19 protein-coding genes and 1 tRNA gene are annotated in these 19,056 nt (G+C 65.9%); 8 read left to right on the top strand and 12 right to left on the bottom strand.

Features of this window, described 5'->3' with window-relative positions:
• Both VH567_RS04740 and dnaE read right to left on the bottom strand, forming a co-directional pair.
• Complete coding sequence (locus VH567_RS04740; protein ID WP_423323599.1) at window positions 1-1,590, bottom strand: long-chain fatty acid--CoA ligase; 1,590 nt, start codon at window positions 1,588-1,590, stop codon at window positions 1-3.
• An 18-nt stretch (window positions 1,591-1,608) separates the two neighbouring features.
• Window positions 1,609-5,172, bottom strand: a complete 3,564-nt coding sequence (gene dnaE / locus VH567_RS04735; protein ID WP_423323596.1) for a DNA polymerase III subunit alpha — start codon at window positions 5,170-5,172, stop codon at window positions 1,609-1,611.
• A gap of 106 nt (window positions 5,173-5,278) precedes the next feature.
• Between dnaE and VH567_RS04730 the strand changes: the two genes are divergently transcribed.
• On the top strand, window positions 5,279-5,866 hold the full coding sequence (locus VH567_RS04730; RefSeq protein WP_423323593.1) for an HdeD family acid-resistance protein: 588 nt from the start codon (window positions 5,279-5,281) through the stop codon (window positions 5,864-5,866).
• Window positions 5,867-6,081: 215 nt separating this feature from the next.
• On the opposite strand, the gene VH567_RS04725 is transcribed toward VH567_RS04730, so the two are convergent.
• The 5 genes from VH567_RS04725 to VH567_RS04705 form a co-directional block, all read right to left on the bottom strand.
• Window positions 6,082-6,561, bottom strand: coding sequence for a glutathione peroxidase (locus VH567_RS04725; RefSeq protein ID WP_423323591.1), 480 nt, complete (start codon window positions 6,559-6,561; stop codon window positions 6,082-6,084).
• A 14-nt stretch (window positions 6,562-6,575) separates the two neighbouring features.
• Window positions 6,576-7,166 (bottom strand): GNAT family N-acetyltransferase, encoded by a 591-nt coding sequence (locus VH567_RS04720; protein ID WP_423323589.1) that lies wholly within the window; start codon window positions 7,164-7,166, stop codon window positions 6,576-6,578.
• The gene (locus tag VH567_RS04715; protein WP_423323587.1) at window positions 7,163-7,876 is read right to left on the bottom strand and encodes an ABC transporter ATP-binding protein; all 714 of its coding nucleotides are present in this window, start codon (window positions 7,874-7,876) and stop codon (window positions 7,163-7,165) included. Before VH567_RS04715 ends, VH567_RS04720 begins: the two co-directional genes overlap by 4 nt.
• Window positions 7,869-9,119, bottom strand: coding sequence for a lipoprotein-releasing ABC transporter permease subunit (locus tag VH567_RS04710; RefSeq protein WP_423323585.1), 1,251 nt, complete (start codon window positions 9,117-9,119; stop codon window positions 7,869-7,871). Before VH567_RS04710 ends, VH567_RS04715 begins: the two co-directional genes overlap by 8 nt.
• A gap of 706 nt (window positions 9,120-9,825) precedes the next feature.
• Window positions 9,826-9,915: transfer RNA gene (locus VH567_RS04705), tRNA-Ser, on the bottom strand.
• 155 nt (window positions 9,916-10,070) lie between these two features.
• Here VH567_RS04705 and hspQ point away from each other — a divergent pair.
• The 4 genes from hspQ (at window position 10,071) to VH567_RS04685 (ending at window position 12,078) form a co-directional block, all read left to right on the top strand.
• Window positions 10,071-10,466, top strand: coding sequence for a heat shock protein HspQ (gene hspQ, locus VH567_RS04700; RefSeq protein ID WP_423323582.1), 396 nt, complete (start codon window positions 10,071-10,073; stop codon window positions 10,464-10,466).
• A gap of 242 nt (window positions 10,467-10,708) precedes the next feature.
• Window positions 10,709-11,053 (top strand): 50S ribosomal protein L21, encoded by a 345-nt coding sequence (gene rplU, locus VH567_RS04695; protein ID WP_056065957.1) that lies wholly within the window; start codon window positions 10,709-10,711, stop codon window positions 11,051-11,053.
• A gap of 13 nt (window positions 11,054-11,066) precedes the next feature.
• On the top strand, window positions 11,067-11,357 hold the full coding sequence (gene rpmA / locus VH567_RS04690) for a 50S ribosomal protein L27 (protein ID WP_056055842.1): 291 nt from the start codon (window positions 11,067-11,069) through the stop codon (window positions 11,355-11,357).
• Window positions 11,358-11,532: 175 nt separating this feature from the next.
• Complete coding sequence (locus VH567_RS04685) at window positions 11,533-12,078, top strand: GNAT family N-acetyltransferase (protein ID WP_423323579.1); 546 nt, start codon at window positions 11,533-11,535, stop codon at window positions 12,076-12,078.
• A 254-nt stretch (window positions 12,079-12,332) separates the two neighbouring features.
• On the opposite strand, the gene VH567_RS04680 is transcribed toward VH567_RS04685, so the two are convergent.
• From VH567_RS04680 to VH567_RS04660, 5 genes are all read right to left on the bottom strand, one after another.
• Entirely contained in the window at window positions 12,333-12,794 is a 462-nt protein-coding gene (locus VH567_RS04680) for a hypothetical protein (protein ID WP_423323577.1), read from the bottom strand.
• Between the two features lie 145 nt (window positions 12,795-12,939).
• The gene (locus VH567_RS04675; RefSeq protein ID WP_423323575.1) at window positions 12,940-13,380 is read right to left on the bottom strand and encodes a hypothetical protein; all 441 of its coding nucleotides are present in this window, start codon (window positions 13,378-13,380) and stop codon (window positions 12,940-12,942) included.
• An 11-nt stretch (window positions 13,381-13,391) separates the two neighbouring features.
• The gene (locus tag VH567_RS04670; RefSeq protein ID WP_423323573.1) at window positions 13,392-13,727 is read right to left on the bottom strand and encodes a hypothetical protein; all 336 of its coding nucleotides are present in this window, start codon (window positions 13,725-13,727) and stop codon (window positions 13,392-13,394) included.
• A 55-nt stretch (window positions 13,728-13,782) separates the two neighbouring features.
• Window positions 13,783-14,214, bottom strand: a complete 432-nt coding sequence (locus VH567_RS04665; protein ID WP_423323570.1) for a CoA-binding protein — start codon at window positions 14,212-14,214, stop codon at window positions 13,783-13,785.
• Window positions 14,215-14,312: 98 nt separating this feature from the next.
• Window positions 14,313-15,263 carry an Mrp/NBP35 family ATP-binding protein gene (locus VH567_RS04660; protein ID WP_423323568.1) on the bottom strand — a complete coding sequence of 317 codons (951 nt, stop codon included), beginning with the start codon at window positions 15,261-15,263 and terminating at the stop codon, window positions 14,313-14,315.
• Window positions 15,264-15,333: 70 nt separating this feature from the next.
• Between VH567_RS04660 and hflK the strand changes: the two genes are divergently transcribed.
• From hflK to VH567_RS04645, 3 genes are all read left to right on the top strand, one after another.
• On the top strand, window positions 15,334-16,467 hold the full coding sequence (hflK, locus tag VH567_RS04655; RefSeq protein ID WP_423323566.1) for a protease modulator HflK: 1,134 nt from the start codon (window positions 15,334-15,336) through the stop codon (window positions 16,465-16,467).
• A complete protein-coding gene (gene hflC, locus VH567_RS04650) occupies window positions 16,464-17,330 on the top strand; it encodes a protease modulator HflC (RefSeq protein ID WP_423323563.1) in 867 nt (288 codons plus the stop codon). Before hflK ends, hflC begins: the two co-directional genes overlap by 4 nt.
• A gap of 102 nt (window positions 17,331-17,432) precedes the next feature.
• Complete coding sequence (locus VH567_RS04645; RefSeq protein ID WP_423323561.1) at window positions 17,433-18,986, top strand: Do family serine endopeptidase; 1,554 nt, start codon at window positions 17,433-17,435, stop codon at window positions 18,984-18,986.
• The last annotated feature ends 70 nt before the right edge of the window (window positions 18,987-19,056 follow it).

Below are 19,056 nucleotides of genomic sequence, written 5' to 3'. Positions count from 1 at the left end.
CTAAGCCGCCAGCGCGAAATCCTTGAAGCGTTCGCGCAGCGCGGTCTTCAGCAATTTGCCGGTCGCGGTGTGCGGCAGGTCGTCGACGAAGACGATCGCGTCGGGGAGCCACCATTTGGCGACGTGCTTCGCAAGGTGATCGAGGATCGCTTGTTCGGTGACCTCGCTGCCAGGTTTGCGGACCACCAGCAGCAGCGGGCGTTCGTCCCATTTGGGATGGTAGATGCCGATCGCCGCCGCCTCCGCCACCCCCGGGCAACCGACAGCGGCGTTCTCCAGGTCGACCGAGCTGATCCATTCGCCGCCGGACTTGATGACGTCCTTCGAGCGATCGGTGATCTGCATTGTGCCGTCCGCGTGGAGCATCGCGACGTCGCCGGTGTCGAACCAGCCTTCCTTGTCCACCACATCCTCGTCCGCACCGAAATAGCGTTGGACGACCCACGGGCCGCGCACCTGCAACCGCCCTGCGACCTTGCCGTCTCGCGCAAGAACGGCTCCTTCGTCATCGATGATGCGGAGTTCTATCCCGAAGGGGACGCTCCCCTGCTTGCCGACGAGATCGAGCTTTTCGTCGTGACTCATGTCGTCCCAGTGCGGCGGGGCGAAGCCGGCGGTGCCGATTGGGGAGGTCTCGGTCATGCCCCAGAGGTGCTTCACCGTGGCACCCATGCCCATGATCCGCTCGATCATCGCGCGGGGGGCCGCAGAGCCGCCGATCGTCACCTGTGTGAGGTGGCGCGGGGCGTCGCCCGAGGCGTCTATGTGGCCGAACATCCCAAGCCAGACGGTCGGCACGCCGGCGGAGTGCGTCACCTTCTCGTCGTTCATCAGGCGGCACAGCACGGCCGGGTCGTTGACCGCGGAATAGACGACCTTCGCCCCCGAGAGCGCGCACGCGAACGGCAGGCCCCAGGCGGCGGCGTGGAACATTGGGACCACCGGCAGCACGACCGCGTTGGGCGAAAGATCGAACACCCACGGCGCGACCTCGGCCATTGCGTGAATCATCGTCGAGCGGTGCGTGTAGAGCACGCCCTTCGGATGACCGGTGGTGCCGCTGGTGTAGCAGAGCATGCACGGCTCGCGCTCCGGCCCCTCGACCCACTCGTAATCGCCGTCCTCGGCGTCGAGCATCGCCTGGAAACCGTCGGGGCCGAGATCGTCGAAGCAGATGTAGTGGCGGATGCTGGTCCACTGGCCGCGGAGGCGATCGACCAGTGGCTGGAACGCCTTGTCGTAGAGCATCACGCGGTCTTCGGCGTGGTTGGCGATGTAGACGAGCTGCTCGTCGAACAGGCGCGGGTTGATCGTGTGGATGACGCCGCCCATGCCGATCGTGCCGTACCAGGCGACGAGGTGATGCGCGTGGTTCATCGCCAGCGTCGCGACCCGGTCGCCGGGGGCTACGCCGAGCTTTTCGAGTGCCTGCGCCAGCTTGCGGGCGTCGCGCGAGATGCCGGCCCAGTTGGTGCGCGTCTCGCGGCCGTCGGCCCAGTAGCTGACGAGTTCTCTTGCGCCGTGTTCGCGCGCCGCATGGTCGATCAGGCGGGGAACACGAAGCTCGAAATCCTGCATTCCACCCAGCATTCTCGCTCTCCCAAGCTGTTATCCGACCAGAGCGAGCCTCGTTTCCGAGGTCTTCATCTCCACCTTGGCGACACCGTGCAACGACTCGATGTGCTCGACAAGCTCTCCGTCGAGGAGAAAATCGCGGCCGAGCAGGATGCAGACCTCGCCATCGGGGAGTTGCGCGCGGACCCGGACCTCGCCGCGTGCGCCGCGATGCTCGGCAAGCAGTGAGGCCAGGCTGGCGAACGCGGCCATGTCGGAGATCGTCACGACCACCTGGAAGCGGGCGAGGTTGGCGAGGCCCTCGAACGGTTGGATGCGCTTGATGCTCACGCGCGGCGTGTCCTCGCCGGGTTTGCGGTCGAGTTCGACGGTGATGAGCCCGCAGCCGCCGGCCTTGGCCGCCTCTTCGAGGTCTCGCGAGACCTGTTCGTCGAAGCAGGTCGCCATGAACTGGCCGCTGGCGTCGGAGCATTGCGCCATCATGAAGCGCTTGCCGCGCGCGGAGGTGCGGTAGCGCGCGTCCTCGACCAGCACCGCCATCGTCGCGCCGGCGCGGCTGCCGTCGTCGGGGATGTTGAGCTCCGACAGTGCGGTGTAGGCGCGGGCGCCGTGGCTGTTGGCGATGTGGCGGTGGCGATCAACCGGGTGCGCGGAGAAGTAGAAGCCGAACGCTTCCTTCTCCTGGTCCATGCGCTGGCTGAGCGTCCAGCGGACCGACGGCGGCAGCTTGATCGCGTCGCCCGCGGGTTCGGCGTCACCGAACAGGCCGCCCTGCCCGCTGGTCTTCTGTTCGTGCGTGCGCGCGGCGATCGCGAGGATCGTCTCGGCGGTGGCGTGGATGCCGGCGCGGTTCTGGTCGAGGCCGTCGAACGCGCCCGCGGCGGCGAGCGTTTCGAGCTGGCGCTTGTTGAGCAGGCGCGGGTCGACTCGCTTGGCGAGATCGTCGAGACCGGCAAACGGGCCGTTCTGGGTACGCTCGACGATGAGCTTCTCCATCGCGCCTTCGCCGACCGATTTCAGCGCGCCCAATGCGTAACGCACCGCTAGATTGTCCCCCCGCGAAGGCGGGGGCCCAGACTGGGCACCCGCCTTCGCGGGTGAACATTCTGCTGGTTGGGCGTCGGCTTCCGCCAAGACCTCGACGTCGAACTCGGCCTGGCTTGCGTTGATGCACGGCGGCAGCGCGGTGATCCCCAGGCGGCGCATGTCGTCGGTGAAGATCGCCAGCTTGTCGGTCTGGTGGAGGTCGTAGCACATCGAGGCGGCGAAGAATTCGTGCGGGTGGTGCGCCTTCAGCCACGCGGTCTGATACGCGAGCAGCGCGTAGGCGGCGGCATGGCTCTTGTTGAAGCCGTAGCCGGCGAACTTGTCGATCAAGTCGAACAGCGCGTTTGCCTCGGCCTTCTTGATACCGTTGACGGTGAGGCAGCCCTCGACGAAGCCCGCGCGCTGCGCGTCCATCTCGGCCTTCACCTTCTTGCCCATCGCGCGGCGCAGCAGATCGGCGCCGCCGAGCGAGAAGCCGGCGAGGACCTGCGCGGCCTGCATGACCTGTTCCTGATAGACGAAGATCCCGTAGGTTTCGGACAGGATCGGTTCGAGCAGCGGGTGTGGATAGTCGATCGCCTCGGTGCCGTTCTTGCGGCGGCCGAACGACGGGATGTTGTCCATCGGGCCCGGTCGATAGAGCGACACGAGCGCGATGATGTCGCCGAAATTGGACGGGCGGACCGCGGACAGCGTGCGGCGCATGCCCTCCGACTCGAGCTGGAACACGCCGACCGTGTCGCCCTTTTGCAGCAGCGCGTAGACGCCCGCATCATCCCATTCGAGCGCGTCGAGATCGACGACGATGCCGCGCTTGGCGAGCAACTGCACCGCCTTCTGGAGCACCGACAGGGTCTTGAGACCGAGAAAATCGAACTTCACGAGCCCGGCGCCCTCGACATATTTCATGTCGAACTGCGTGACGGGCATGTCGGAGCGGGGATCGCGGTAGAGGGGCACGAGCTGGGCCAAGGGCCGATCGCCGATCACCACGCCGGCGGCATGCGTCGACGAGTGGCGCGGCAGGCCTTCCAGCTTCATCGCCAGATCGAGCAGCTTCCGCACGCCATTGTCGTTGGCGTATTCTTTGGCCAGCTCGCCGACGCCGTTGAGTGCTCGCTCCAGCGTCCAGGGGTCGGTCGGGTGGTTCGGCACCAGCTTGGCGAGGCGGTCGATCTGGCCATAGCTCATCTGGAGCACGCGGCCGGTGTCCTTGAGGACCGCGCGCGCCTTGAGCTTCCCGAAGGTGATGATCTGCGCGACCTGATCGCGGCCGTATTTCTCCTGGACGTAGCGGATCACCTCGCCGCGGCGGGTTTCGCAGAAATCGATGTCGAAATCGGGCATCGACACGCGTTCCGGGTTCAGGAAGCGCTCGAACAGCAGGCCCAGCTTGATCGGGTCCAGGTCCGTGATCGTCAGCGACCAGGCGACCACCGAGCCGGCGCCCGAACCGCGGCCCGGGCCGACCGGGATGTCGTGGTCCTTCGCCCATTTGATGAAGTCGGCGACGATCAGGAAATAGCCGGGGAAGCCCATCTGGACGATCACGTCGACCTCGAATGCGAGGCGCTGGCGATACACCTCGCGCCAGCCGTCTTCACCCTCACCGTGCAGTTCGGTGATGCGGGCCAAGCGTGCTTCGAGACCGGCTTCGGCGTCGTCGCGGAGGAGTTTCGCCTCGCCCTCGATGTCACCGGCGAGGCTGGGGAGGATCGGTTTCCGGTACGGCGCCATCACAGCGCAGCGCTGCGCGACGACGAGCGTGTTGGCGATCGCCTCGGGCAGGTCGGCGAACATCTCGTGCATGACCTTGGCCGGCTTCATCCAGGCTTCGGGGCAGCTGCGGATGCGATCCTCGGTCTCGACATAGGTCGAGTGCGCGATGCAGAGCATGGCGTCGTGCGCATCGCCGAATGCGCTCTCGGTGAAGCAGCACGGGTTGGTCGCGACCAGCGGCAGGTTGCGCTCGTAGGCGATGTCAATGAGGTCGTTCTCGGCCGCCATTTCGGTCGCATCGTTGCGGCGTGAGAGTTCGATGTAGAGGCGGTCGCCGAACAGGCCTTGGAGGCGATCGAGATACGCGCGGGCGCGGTCGGGCTGGCCTTCCGCGAACAGCCGGGCGAGACCGCCCTCGCCGCCGGCGGTCAGGGCTAGCAAACCGTCGGTGTGGCGTTCGAGTGCGGCGAAATCGACGTGTGCGGGCATCTCGATCGGACGGTCGAGATGCGCCATCGAGACGAGCGCGCAGAGGTTGTCGTAGCCCGTCATGTCCTGCGCATAGAGCGCGATCCAGTCGAACGGGGTGGCGACGCCGTCGGGCATGTCGGGGCGGCTGACGCCGAGCATCACGCCGATGATCGGCTGCACGCCGTCCTTCTTGGCGGCGTCCGAATAGGCCATGGCGGCGTAGAGCCCGTTGCGATCGGTGAGCGCGGCGGCAGGGAAGCCCAGGCCGCGCGCCTGCTTGGCGATCGCTTTCGGATCGATGGCGCCGTCGAGCATGGTGTAGCAGGAGAAAACGCGGAGGGGGACGTAACCGGAATGCATCGACCGGAGGTAGGCGCTGTGGCGTGATTCGACCAGCGTCGTTGAGTCCGATCGGAACCGCGGACACGACGAGCCGTTGCGGCGGGGACTTCTGGGAGCATTTCTTATGACCGATCCACGCGGGCGCTTTGCCGATACCGAAACCACGGCTGCAGGGACGCCTCGCGCGGGCGCTGGTTGGGGGTGGATCCTGGCTTACGGCGTGTTGTCGGTGGTGCTCGGGATCATGGCGTTCGCGTCGCCGTTTTCTGCGACCTATGCTGCGACGTTGGTGATCGGGGCGTTTCTCATCGCCGCCGGGATAGTGTCGATCGTGTCAGGGTTTGCCGGCAAGGGGCATGAGGGGCGCGGCTATGCGATCGGGTTTGGGCTGGTGTCGCTGGTTATCGGGCTGATCATGGCGTTCGAGCCGGCGACGGGGGCTATTTCGCTGACGTTGCTGATTGCGGTTTGGCTTGGTTTGCGTGGGGCGTTGGAGATCGGGCTTGGCGCGCGGTTTCGGCGTGGCAAGGGGTTGATGATCGCGCTGGGTGTGGTGAACATCGTATTGGCGGTGATTGTGTTGGCGACGCTGCCTTGGTCGGCGTTGACGTTGCCGGGGTATGTGTTGGGGATCAGCTTCTTGTTTGGCGGGGTGACTTCGGTTGCTTCTGCGCTGGCGCATAAGAAGGGGGCGCCGGCATTTTCGGTTTGACGTGCTAGACTGGTCTCCCGCGAAGGCGGGAGTCCAGTCTGGGCCCCCGCCTTCGCGGGGGAACATTCTTGGGCTGATGTCCGCCGCCACTAAGCGCGCACCACCCCGGCGAAGGCCGGGGCCCAATTGGAGAGGTTGCAGTAACGAAGCGTAGCGGTCTTCATCGCCGTCCCCCAATTGGGCCCCGGCCTTAGCCGGGGTGGAAGCAGATCGTTTTAAAGCAGCTTCTCGATATCCTTGCGGATGTCATCGGGCTTGGTCGTCGGCGCGTAGCGGTCGACCACAGTGCCGTCGCGATCGACCAGGAACTTGGTGAAGTTCCACTTGATCGCCTTCGACCCCAGCACGCCGGGTGCTTCCGACTTCAGCCGCTCGAACAGCGGGTCCGCCCCTGCCCCGTTGACGTCGACCTTCGCGAAGACCGGGAACGTCACGTCGTAGGTCAGCGTGCAGAAGTTGGCGATCTCCGCTGCGTCGCCCGGCTCCTGTCCGCCGAACTGATTGCACGGAAACGCCAGCACCTCGAAGCCACGCTCGGCATAATCGCGGTGAAGTGCTTCGAGGCCGTCATATTGCGGGGTGAAGCCGCACTTCGACGCGGTGTTGACGATCAGCAGCACCTTGCCGCTATACGGCTCCAGCGAGACCGCGGTGCCGTCGGCGGTCTTTACGGTGAAGTCGGTGATCGCGGTCATGGGCGGTCCTCCAGTCAGGCGGGGTGTCGGGCCAGCAGATACGCCAGGTTCTGACGCACGCCCGGCCATTCGTGGCGGAGGATGCTGTAGACCACCGTATCACGCAAGCGGCCGTCCGCCATGACTTGGTGCCCGCGCAGGACGCCGTCGCGTTTCGCGCCGAGGCGTTCGATCGCGCGTTGGGAGTTCTTGTTGAGTGAGTCGGTGCGGATCTGCACGCATTCGCAGCCCAGCGCGTCGAACGCATGCGTGAGAAGCATCAGCTTGGCTTCGGTGTTGACGCCGGTGCGCTGCACGGACCTCGCGTAGAAAGTGCCGCCGATCTCGAGCCGCTTGTTGGCCTCGTTCATTCGCATGAACCGGGTGGTGCCGACGACGGTCCCGCCGGCCACCACCGCGAACAACCGAGCCCGCCCGAAGTCCTGCTCGCGCACCGCGGCCGCCAGCCAACGGTCGGGTGCCTTCATCATCGACACGTTGGCGTAAAATGTGTCCCAGAGGTTGTCCGCCGACGCCGCGGCGACCAGCGCGTCCATGTCGTCGGCGACCAGCGGGCGGAGCGTGACGTGATGCCCGGTGAGCGTCGGCGTCTCGCCCCAGGTCACGCCAGCCGCCCCTCGTGGAGTCGCAGCACCCGGTCCATGCGGGCCGCGAGCCGCTCGTTGTGCGTCGCGACCACCGCCGCGGTGCCCTGTTCGCGGACCAGCCGGATGAACTCGGCGAAGACGATGTCGGCGGTGTGCTCGTCGAGGTTGCCGGTCGGCTCGTCCGCCAGCACCAGCGCGGGCTTGTTGGCGAGCGCGCGGGCGACCGCGACGCGCTGTTGCTCGCCACCGGAGAGCTGGCTCGGGCGATGCGTCAGGCGGTGGCCGAGACCGAGCTGGGTCAGCAATTCCGCCGCCCGCCGGTCCGCTTCGACCCGCGTCGCGCCGTGGACGAGCTGCGGGAGGACGACGTTCTCGGTCGCGCTGAAATCTGGGAGCAGGTGATGGAACTGGTAGACGAAGCCGAGACTGTCGCGGCGCACCACGGTACGCTCATGCGCGTTGAGCTTCGCCGCCTCGGTGCCGGCGATCCTGATCGATCCCTGGAAGCCGCCCTCGAGCAGGCCCACGGCTTGCAACAAGGTCGACTTGCCCGAGCCCGACGGCCCGAGCAGCGCGACGATCTCGCCCGGTGCGATCGCGAGGTCGACGCCGCGCAGCACGTCGATCGTCGCGCCGCCTTGCGTGAAGCTCTTGGTCAGCCCGCTGGTCTGGAGGACGTAATCATCGAACTTCTCGATCTGGCGATCGATTTTAAGGCCTTCATTCATAACGCAGCACCTGCACGGGGTCGGTACTCGCCGCTTTCCAGGCTGGATAGAGCGTTGCGAGGAAGCTGAAGACGAGCGCCATCAGCGCGATCACGACGATCTCGACGGGGTCGGTCTTCGACGGGAGTTCGGTGAGGTAGCGGATCGACGGATCCCACAGGTTCTGGCCGGTGACGAGCTGGACGAAGTTCACCACGCCCTGCCGGTAGAACAGGAAGATGAAGCCGAGCACGAGGCCCGCGACCGTCCCCAGCGCGCCGATGGTGGTACCGACGACAATGAAGATCCGCATCATCGAGCCACGCGTCGCGCCCATCGTCCGCAGGATCGCGATGTCGCGGGTCTTGGCGCGGACCAGCATGATCAGCGACGACAGGATGTTGAACACCGCGACCAGGATGATGATCGACAGCACGGTGAACATCGCGACGCGCTCGACCGCAAGCGCCTCGAACAGCTGCGCGTTCATCGTCCGCCAGTCGGCGATTACCGCGTTGCCGCCGATCTTGTCCGCAAGCGGCTTCAGGATTTCGCCAACCTTGTCCGCGTCGACCGTCTTCAGCTCGACCAGGCCCGCCGCATCGCCCATCAGGAGCAATGTCTGCGCATCCTCGATCGGCATGATAATGTACTGCTTGTCATAGTCGTAGATGCCGATCTCGAAGATCGCGCCGACCGTGTAGCTGACGATCCGCGGCACCGTGCCGAACGGCGTAGTCTGCCCCTGCGGACTAAACAGCGAAATCTCCGAACCGACCTGTGCGCCGAGCGATTCGGCGAGACGCGAACCGATCGCGATCCGCCCGGACCCTTGTGTCAGCGACTGTAGCGACCCCATCACGATCTTGTTGCTGATCGTCGAGTTGCGGCGGATATCGCCGACTCGCATCCCGCGCACCAGCACCGCCTCGGCGCGGCCGTTATAGGTGGCGGCGAGCGGCTGTTCGATGAGTGGCAGCGCGCTGGTCACGCCCGGAGTCTTCTGCGCCTGCGCGACGATCTCGCGCCAGTCGGGAAGACGCCCGCCGACGCCCTGCACCACCGCATGGCCGTTGAGCCCGACGATCTTGTCGAACAGCTCGGCGCGGAAGCCGTTCATCACGCTCATCACGATGACGAGCGCGGCGACGCCGAGCATCACCGCGACCAGGCTGATCGAGGCGACGAGGAAGATGAATGCCTCCCCCTTGCCCGGCAGCAGATAGCGGCGGGCTATCATCCGTTCGTAGCGGGACAGGATCATGGGCAGCCGGGTTCGATCGTTAGGGAAACAGTCCTGCGGCTCTAGGACGCGGCCCCGCGCGAGGCAACACGTGCGAGACGGCTGTGCCAGGGACGTGCGCGGTTGGAGGGGCGCTCAGTCCGAGCGGAGATCGCTGCGTCATGGATATGATCCCGCCCGATGGCTAGATTGGTATGTTGCGTAATCGCCACAGGGCTTATCCAATCGTGCCGCAGCACGCGCAAATACCGTGACAAAGGCCGGCGACATAACTAGCAAAAACCTCGCTGAGACACAGGCAACGGCCGTGGTTCGGGGACTGCTTTTACGCCGCATACAAGGTGCTGAGCGGAAGCGAAAAAATGGGGGCTGACGAGCGATCGTCACGCAGGCGCCCGGATCGGCAACGGTCCGGGCGTTTGCTTGTCCGACAGAGTTTATAGCCCGGTCTATACTTCACGACATCTTCGGCCGTAGCGCCGGATGCCGATAGTGTGCCGTCATCCGGACCAAAGTCGGGATCTGACGCCAAATAGCACTGCGCGCGTTATCTTGAATCCAGACTTTCGTCAGGATGACGAGCGCGGGACCACGAGAACGGGCGAGTATCGAGAGCCAAAACAAGTCGTGTGCGCGACGCGCCCATGCTGTCGGCGACGTCCCGCCTAACATGCCACGCTTAGAGGCGCCCGGTAAGGGCGATTTATCTAGCGATATCAGAAAGTAATGGCGGAGAGGGTGGGATTCGAACCCACGGTACCCTCGCGGGTACGCCGCATTTCGAGTGCGGTACATTCGACCACTCTGCCACCTCTCCGCAGGTCATCCAAGGCGCTGCGAACAGTCCCTCCGATCGGTCGAAGCGCGGCCTCTAATGAAGTGCCCCTGGGGACGCAAGCGGATTTCGAGCTTTGACGCACCGTCCGGCGCGTTTTCCTTGTGCGGCGCAAAACAGCCCCTAAATTGGTCGATATGCCCCGACACGACAGTATCGCTCACGATATCACGAGCCCGCTTATCCCCGCCGAGGTCGTCGCGCCGCCGATCTCGCACGCGAACTTCTCGATCGGCGACGTCGTGCGGCACCGGCTGTTCGATTTCCGCGGGGTGATCTTCGATGTGGACCCCGTGTTTGCCAATAGCGACGAATGGTATGCGGCGATCCCCGAGGACATTCGTCCGCGGAAGGACCAGCCATTCTACCATCTGCTCGCCGAGAACATGGAGTCGAGCTACGTCGCGTATGTAAGCCAGCAGAATTTGGTGCCGGACGACAGCGACGAGCCTGTGGATCATCCGGCGATCTCCGGGTTGTTCAGCGAGTATGCGGATGGCCGGTATGCGTTGCGGCAGGTTCACCGGCACTGAGGCGAATCGCCTTAGTCTAAAGAAGCTTGTTCTCCCGCGAAGGCGGGAGTCCAGTCTGGGTCCCCGCCTTCGTGGGGAAACAATCTTGCGAAGTTGTGGTGAACGACCCCAGGCCGGCCCTCTTTACGACCCATTCCCGCCCCTTGGCGGTTGACAACGCCGCCCCCCTCCCTTAGCTGCCCGGCTTCTCCCGGCGGACCCTGCGTTCGTGGGGCACATGTATTTGGAAAGTGACAAGGGCCATGTTCGCAGTCGTGCGCACGGGCGGCAAGCAGTATCGCGTCGCCGCCGGAGATAAGATCGTCATCGAGAAGATCGAGGGCGATGCAGGTGCGTCGGTGACGCTGGGTGACGTTCTGCTGGCGGGCGAAGGCTCGGAGCTGCGGTCCGTCGAGGGCTTCGTCGTCGCTGCAGAGATCATCGCGCAGGCGAAGGCGGACAAGGTCATCGTCTTCAAGAAGCGTCGTCGTCACAACTATCGTCGCAAGAACGGCCATCGCCAGCAGCACACGATCCTGAAGATCGTGTCGGTCGGCGGCCAGACCGCCAAGCAGACCGAGGCTGATGCCCCGGCCGCTCAGGCATAAGGAGTAGCTTCAGATGGCACATAAGAAAGCAGGCGGTTCTTCGCGCAACGGTCGCGATTCGGCCGGTCGTCGCCTCGGCGTCAAGAAGTTCGGTGGCCAGGCGTGCGTCGCCGGCAACATTCTCGTGCGTCAGCGCGGAACGAAGTTCTACCCGGGCACCAACGTCGGCATCGGTACCGACCACACGCTGTTCGCGCTGGTCGATGGCCGTGTCGTGTTCAGCCAGGGCAAACTTGGTCGCAAGTTCTGCTCGGTCGAGCTGGCAGCGAACGACACTGCCGATATGGCAGCTGCAGCCGAATAACATCGGGTAACCATCCGGGTTGCCCACCAGGGTGACCCGGGTCGCGAAAGCGAACCTGAACAAGGGAGACGGGTCACCCCGGCTCCCTTTTTTATTGCTCCCTCCCCCTCGCCTGTCGCTGCCGTGTCATCCGGACATGGCAGGACGCTAGGCGCGATGCGTGAAGGAGAGAGCTGTGTTCGCGCGCACCAAGAGACTGACGTTGCGGCCGGGTTGGCCGGAGGATGCGCCTGCACTGACGCGGGCGATCGGCCATGAGTCGGTGGTCGCCAAGCTGGCGCGTGCGCCCTGGCCGTATGCGCTGGGGGATGCCGAGGCGTTTCTGGCGCAACCGCGTGGGCCGCACGACCCACATTTCATGATCGAAACGATGGAAGCGGGCGCACCGCGACTCGTTGGCGGGATCGGTATCCGCGCGGCGGAGGCCGGGCACGAGCTTGGCTATTGGCTGGCGCCGGAAGCCTGGGGCCGCGGCTATGCGACCGAGGCTGGCGAGGCGGTGGTGGCGATGGCGCGACATGCGCTGGGCTTGCGGCGGCTGGATGCGTTCCATTTCGTGGATAACCCGGCGTCGGGGCGCGTGCTGGCGAAGCTCGGGTTCCGGCCAACCGGGCGGGTCGAGGCGCGGACGTCGCGCGGGCGTGGGGGTGAGGCCCCGGCAATGATGTTCGAGCTGGATATGGATGACGACCGATGTGCGCCGATGCCGTTGGCGGCGTGATTCGCGCGACCGTCCACTGAGCGAATAGCCCCACCCCGGCGAAGGCCGGGGCCCAATTGGGGGACGTTGCTAACGAAGTATATCGCTTCGTYACTGCRACCTTTCCAATTGGGCCCCGGCCTTCGCCGGGGTGGTGTATAGCAAAGCAACCTCTTCCTTGTTCTCCCGCGAAGGCGGGAGCCCAGACTGGGTCCTCGCCTTCGCGGGGAAACAAGGACGGGGGCGATCATCTCGGAGTGATGCGCCGCGCTACCTTACTTCACCGGTTCATCCAGCACGATCGGCACCCGGTTCGATTTGTCCGGCTTTTTCCGAAACTTGCTCCCGATATCGCGCACCAGCGCCATCGGATCCTTCCCCTCGTTATTCTCGCAACAGCTGTGCGGATCGATCAGCGCGCCGATGCCGCGGATCAGCACGACCGGTACCGTCAGCAGGTCGACGCCGGTGCACCCGCCCGGCGGACACACCGGCCCGGCATTGTCGAGCATCGCGCGCGGATCGCCGATCGGCTGACGCGGGCGATCCTGCGGCGGGCGTTCGTCGGGCAGCGGCAGGCGCTGCTCAGGATTATCCTTCGCGCCGCAGACGACGATTTCATTCGGGCTCGAACCGGGGCAGGCAGGCGGATTGAGGATCGACCAGCTCTGCGGCGGCGGGGCGATGGCCGGGGTGGCGGACGCGATCGCGGCTTGCAGGAGGAGCGGGAGGATCATGGCAGTCCGGTTCCTTCGCGGGGGAGGCTGGTGTCGATCGTCTTCGAGGACTTGGATAGCCTCTTCGCTCACCGACCCGCGCTGCCGCGCCGCGTCACCCCGACGTTCGTTCGCACGACGGAAGCGCTGGTTCACTCGTCACGGGTCAGTTCACGCTCCCCACCGGCCCGTCGAGGTCGATCGGCACGCGGCCTGTCTTGTCGGGTTTTTTCGCCAGCGCGCTCTTCACCAATCCGACCGCGGCCTTGGCGATGGGCATGATCGGCGGGCCGACGCCGACCTGGCAGCCCCATTGGCTGGCCGCGCACGGCGTTCCCTCGAGGCTCAGTGCGCGGACGGCGCTCAGTTCGGGATTGGAGGCGACCGGATGATCGGGTGGACCGCGGTCGTCGCGCATCGGCAGGCGGGGACTGCCCGTCGCCGGGGCGCCGCAGACGACGATCTCGTTGCCATCCTTCGACGTGGTGGCGCACGGGTCGACCAGGATCGAGAAGCGTTGCGGGACCGGCGCGGGGGCGGGCGCAGCCGTGGGCGCGGGCGTGGTGGCGGCGGACTGCAGGAGTGCGGACAGCACGAGAGCGATCATAAGCAGGGACTCTATGGTGCAGGTTTGCGGAGCGACGTCCCGCCTTCGCCGCCGACCGTCATGGTGACGCCCGCCATGCCGCCGCCGACCTGGAACGGGCCGAGGTCGTCGAGCGGCGAGGTACGGTGGAGCAGGCGGGTGCGTTCATTGCGGACCGATTCATGCGCGGGGTCGCCCGAGTCATGGACGACGAACGGTACGCGAAACCGGTCCGCGGTACGCATGCCGCAGACCGTGATGTCGGTCTCGTTGGCGCTCTGGATACAGGGTTGCTCGGCGGCCATCCGTGCTTTCGCGGTAGCCATCAGCGGATCTTCGATCAGGATCGACAACAGCATCGCCAGCATCAGCCCCTCCGCAACAGGATCGCAGCGTGGCCGCGATCGTCCGAGCGATCAAGCGTCATTGCTCGATCTTGGCCACGCCTAGCCGGGGGATGTCGATCGCCGGGCAGCGATCCATGACGACCTGCAGCCCTGCGGCTTCGGCCCGCGCCGCCGCTTCTTCGTTGACGACGCCGAGTTGCATCCACACGGCCTTCGCACCCGCCGCGATCGCCTGGTCGACCGCATCGCCGGCCGCCGCCGAGTTGCGGAAGATGTCGACGATGTCGATCGGGTCGCCAAGCTGCGACAGGTCGCGGAAGACGAATTCGCCGTGGATGTGCTCGCCGGTGATCTGCGGATTGACCGGGATCACGCGGTAGCCGTGCGCCTGGAGCTTGGCCATCACGCCGTAGGAGGGGCGGTCGGGGCGGTCGGAGGCGCCGATCATCGCGATCGTCCGCGCGCCTTCGAGCAGCGTCTTGATGTCGGCATCGGCGGTCAACGGCATCGATGCCTCCTATGCGAGAAACCTGGTCCGCTCGTACCGTGGCAGAAGGCCACTCGGTACGACCGGTAATCATATAACGTGGATCAGGCCCGCGAGTTTCACAGTTTTCCGAGCCATGCGACGACCTGAGCCGCAATCGGCATGAATACCGTATCGTCGGGGGCAGATGCCGGCGGCGTGCCCGCGTCAGACGCGGTGCGGATCGAGATCGTCAGCGGCACGCGGCCGAGGAACGGGATGCCGAGTTCGCGTGCCGCCGCTTCCGCGCCGCCATTGCCGAACGGGTCGGACGCCTCGCCGCAATGCGGGCAGATATAGCCGGCCATGTTCTCGACCAGCCCAATGATCGGTATGCCCGCTTTCTCGAACAGGTCGATCGCGCGGCGTGCATCGATCAGCGCGAGATCCTGCGGGGTCGAGACGATCACCGCGCCCGCGGGCCGGTATTTCTGGACCATCGTCAGCTGGACGTCGCCAGTACCGGGCGGGAGGTCGAGCACGAGCGTATCGGTCGCTCCCCAGTCCGCCTCGACCAGCTGGCCGAGCGCACCCGCCGCCATCGGCCCACGCCACGCGATCGCCTTGCCCGGCTCGACGAGCTGGCCCATCGACAGCAACGGCACGCCGTACGGGGTCGGCACCGGGTCGAGCACCTTGTCCTTCGCAGTCGGGCGCGTGCCCTCGACATTCATCAGGCGAGGTTGGGACGGACCATAGATATCGGCGTCGACCAGCCCGACACGACGACCGGCGCGCGACATCGCGATGGCCAAGTTGGCGGCGAGCGTCGATTTGCCGACGCCGCCCTTGCCGCTGGCGACCGCGATCAGCCGGCGCGTCGAGCGTTCCGCGGTCACCGCGATCCGTACTTCGGACACACCGGGCTGCGTCGCGGCCATTCGCACGGTCGCCTCCAGAGCATCGCGCGCCTGCGGGTCGAGCCCGGTCGCGTCGATGATGATGCCCGCCCGCGTCCCTTCCATCCGGACGGTCGCCCGCTTGCCCGCCACTGCGGCAACCGCCGCCTTTACGCCTTCGATATCGATCATGCGGGCCAGATAGGGCCGCCAAGGGCGCTTGGCACTGTTTTTCCGCCAGCGCTTACCTATAAAGGTTGGTATGACGATCTTCTCGCGCTGGTTCCGGCGCCCCGATATCCTCGCCACCGAAACACCGAAAGGCCCTTGGGGCGGCTCGGGCGACGACGGTAACAGCGGCCCTCGCAACCCTTGGGCGCAACCTCCGGGTGGCCGCAAGACGACGGCCAAACCGACCGCGCTCGACGAGTTCCTGCGCAAAGCCCGAGGATCGGGCGGTGGCGGCGGCGGCAATGGCGGTTTCGGCGGCCTGCCGTCGGGTGCCAATGCCCGCGCGCTCTGGGCGATCGGCGTCGCGATCATTCTGGTCGTCTGGATCCTCTTCACGTCGATCCACCAGATCGGGCCGCAGCAGCGCGGCGTCGTCACCTATTTCGGTAAATACGCCGGCACGCTCGATCCGGGCGTTCGCCTGACGATGCCCGCACCGATCGCCGACGTGACGGTGGTCGACGTGCAGAAGATCCGCACCGACAACTTCCCCGTCGGCGACGGCGAGAATCTCACGCTAACCGGTGACCAGAACATCATCGACCTGGCGTATTCGGTCCGCTGGGACATCGCCGACCCGCGCGATTACGTGTTCCAGCTTGCCGAGCCTAACGACACGGTCCGCGCCGCCGCCGAGAGCGCGATGCGCGCGGTGGTCGCGACGACCACGCTCGACCAGGCGATCGGTACCGGCCGCACGGTGATCGAACAGCGTGTCGCCGAACTGACGCAGCAGATCCTCAACGACTATAAGTCGGGCGTCCGTATCCAGGGCGTCGCGATCAAGCAGGCCGCTGCGCCCGCACGGATCGTCGAGGACTTCAACGCGGTCACCGCCGCGCAGCAGGAGGCGATCGCCAACCTCAACCAGTCGCGCTCCTATGCGCAGCAGGTCGTGGCGCGTGCGCAGGGCGAGGCCGCGTCGTTCGACAAGGTGTATGAGCAGTACAAGCTTGCGCCCGAAGTGACGCGGCGACGGATGTATTACGAGACGATGGAGGCGGTGCTCGCCAAGAGCGACAAGACGATCGTCGAGACGCCGGGCGGGGTGGTGCCATACCTGCCGCTGTCTAACGCCAAGCGTTTGCCGAACCCAGAGGCTGTCCAGTCGACGCCAGCGCCGGCCGCGGCGGCGGCTGCCCCCCAGCCTGGAGCTGCCCAGTGAACGCCGTGAGTTTCCGCAATCCGATCGTCGCGGGCATCGTCGCGCTGCTGCTGGTGATCCTCGCCGCATCGACTTTCGCGATCGTGCCCGAGACCAAGCAGGCAGTGATCCTGCGCTTCGGCCAGCCGATCCGCACGGTCAACGCCTGGACGCCCAACACGCCGTTCGGCCAGACCGGCGCGGGCCTGATCGCGCGCATCCCGTTCGTCGACCGGATCGTCTGGATCGACAAGCGCGTGCAGGATCTCGAACTCGACAACACGCTGGTGCTGTCGACCGACCAGCTTCGCCTCGAGGTCGATGCGTACGCCCGCTACCGGATCGTCGATCCGCGCAAGATGCGGAATGCGGTCGGCAGCGAGGACCGGATTCCCGATCAGCTTCGCCCCATCCTGGGCTCGGCGCTGCGCAACGAACTCGGCAAGCGGCGGTTCGTCGAACTGCTGAGCCCCGAGCGGTCCGAGCTGATGGACAATATCCAGAAGGGCCTCCAGCGCGTCGCCAGCCAGTACGGCGTCGAGATCGTCGACGTCCGTATCAAGCAGGCGAACCTGCCGGTCGGCCTGCCGCTCGAAAGCGCGCTCAAGCGTATGTCGAGCGCGCGCCAGCAGGAGGCGATCACGATCCGCGCCGAAGGCCAGAAGCAGGCGCAGATCGTGCGTGCGCAGGCCGATGCGGATTCGGCGAAGATCTATGCCGAGAGCTTTGGCAAGGACGCCGATTTCTACGACTTCTACCGCGCGATGCAGTCGTATCGTCACACGTTCGGCGCGGATGGCGGGCCTGCACCCGAAGGATCGACGTCGATCATTCTTTCGCCGAACAACAGCTATTTGCGGGAATTCGAGGGCCGCGGGCGTTAAGCCCGCGGAACCTTTCGCCCCGCGTTCATATTCAAGCATTGTTCAGGACGGTGTGCCTAACCGCACCCTGTTTCGATTGATGAAACGAGAGGACAACATCTAGTGCGTTACGCCTACGCCATTACCAGTGCTCTTCTCCTCGGCGGCGCGACCGCGACGCTCGCGCTCCAGCCGAGCGGCGCACAGGTCGCGCAGAACGAACCCGGTGCGATCCAGGCGGTCTCGCCGAAACCCGGCGCGCCGATGAGCTTCGCTGACATGGTCGCGCGGCTCCAGCCCGCGGTCGTCAACATCTCGACCAAGCAGACGATCGTCCAGAAGCAGCAGGCCAATCCGTTCGCGGGCACGCCGTTCGGCGACCTGTTCGGCGGCATGGGCGGCGCGCCGGGCGCGCCCCCGGTGAAGCGCGAAGGCGCCTCGCTCGGTTCGGGCTTCCTGATCTCGCCCGACGGCTATGTCGTCACCAACAACCACGTGATCTCGCCGGGTGCGCAGGGCGCGACGGTCGACTCGATCACCGTGACGCTGAGCGACAAGAAGGAATATGTCGCCAAGGTCATCGGCAAGGATCAGGAATCGGATCTCGCGCTGCTCAAGATCGATGCGGCCAACCTGCCGTTCGTGAAGTTCGGCGACTCGAACGGCGCGCGCGTCGGCGACTGGGTCGTCGCGATCGGCGAGCCGTTCGGTCTCGGCGGCACCGTGACCGCGGGCATCGTCTCGGCGATCAACCGCGTCACCGGCCAGGGCGGCGCGTATGACCGCTTCATCCAGACCGACGCGTCGATCAACCAGGGCAACTCGGGCGGCCCGATGTTCGATCTCAACGGCAACGTGATCGGCGTGAACTCGCAGATCTTCAGCCAGTCGGGCGGCAATATCGGCATCGGCTTCGCGATCCCCGCCGCCGTCGCCAAGCCGATCATCGCGACGTTCATGAAGGGCGGCACGATCGAGCGCGGCTATATCGGCGTCCAGCTGCAGCCGGGCGGCACGATCAACGAGGATACTGCCGCGGCGCTCGGCATCGCCAAGAACCAGGGCGAACTGATCAACGACGTCACCGCAGGCGGCCCGGCGGCAAAGGCCGGCGTGCGCGCAGGCGACGTCGTGACCAAGGTGAACGGCCAGCCTGTGACGGTTGACCAGTCGCTGTCGTACCTCGTCTCGAACGTGAAGCCCGGCCAGACCGCACGTCTCGACATCCTGCGCAACGGCAAGCCGACGACGGCCAACGTGGTCGTCGTGCCGCGTCCGAGCGCGGACAAGCTGGCCGCGACGCTGGGCGGTGACGCACAGGGCTTTGGTGGCGACGACAGCGATGACGGCGACGATGCCGGCACGACCGCGGCACCAACGGCCGGCGCAGCGCTCGGCATCGGCGTACAGCCGCTGACCCCCGCGATCGCGCAGGCGGTCGGGGTCGAGGCGAGCACGCAGGGCGTCGTGATCGCCGTGGTCGCGCAGACCAGCGATGCGTACGGCAAGCTCAAGCGCGGCGACGTCATCATCTCGGTCAACGGCACGCCCGTCCGTACCGCGGTCGACGTCCAGAACGCGGTCAACGTCGCCAAGGCTGCGGGCCGACCGCAGGTCCTATTGCAGGTCAAGCGTGGCCGTGGGCCGGCGCAGTTCCTGCCGGTCAAGATCAAGTAATCCACGACCGACACGACTGATCGGAAAGGACCGTCGCTCCCCCGAGCGGCGGTCCTTTTTCTTTGCGGCG

This window comes from Sphingomonas sp. 4RDLI-65, from assembly GCF_049472435.1.
Classification (GTDB): Bacteria; Pseudomonadota; Alphaproteobacteria; order Sphingomonadales; family Sphingomonadaceae; genus Sphingomonas.
This window is presented reverse-complemented; position numbering and strand designations above follow the sequence as displayed.